The sequence below is a fragment of the Opacimonas viscosa genome, assembly GCF_024199005.1.
Taxonomy (GTDB): Bacteria; Pseudomonadota; Gammaproteobacteria; order Enterobacterales; family Alteromonadaceae; genus Opacimonas; species Opacimonas viscosa.
This window is the reverse complement of sequence record NZ_JANATA010000210.1, coordinates 1-258: the sequence shown is the minus strand read 5'-3', so window position 1 is coordinate 258 and position 258 is coordinate 1. Positions and strand designations below refer to the sequence as shown.

Annotated in this window: 1 protein-coding gene; it reads right to left on the bottom strand. The window is 43.0% G+C overall.

Features of this window, described 5'->3' with window-relative positions; translation table 11 throughout:
• On the bottom strand, positions 1-258 hold a 258-nt coding region (locus NLF92_RS13330; protein ID WP_254102729.1), incomplete at both ends, for an aldehyde dehydrogenase family protein.

Sequence of the window (258 nt, the reverse complement as noted above, 5' to 3'; positions counted from 1 at the left end):
CCATTTTTATATCTCGGTCAGGAAAGCCAGCGGGCACTATTTCGCCAAACAAACGTCTTCCTTCTCCCGCCATATACTGAGCTGTTGCAATGACGACACCAACTTCCCCTATGGATTCTGTCAGTGGTTTTCCCATTTCTTTTGTCATCACTTGAGCTAGCTCTTCTTTTCTGTCTTCAAAAAGCAAAGCTGCTTTTGTTAAAAATGCTGCACGTTCAGGAATAGATGTATTTTTCCAGTGGCTGTAGGCTTTACTAG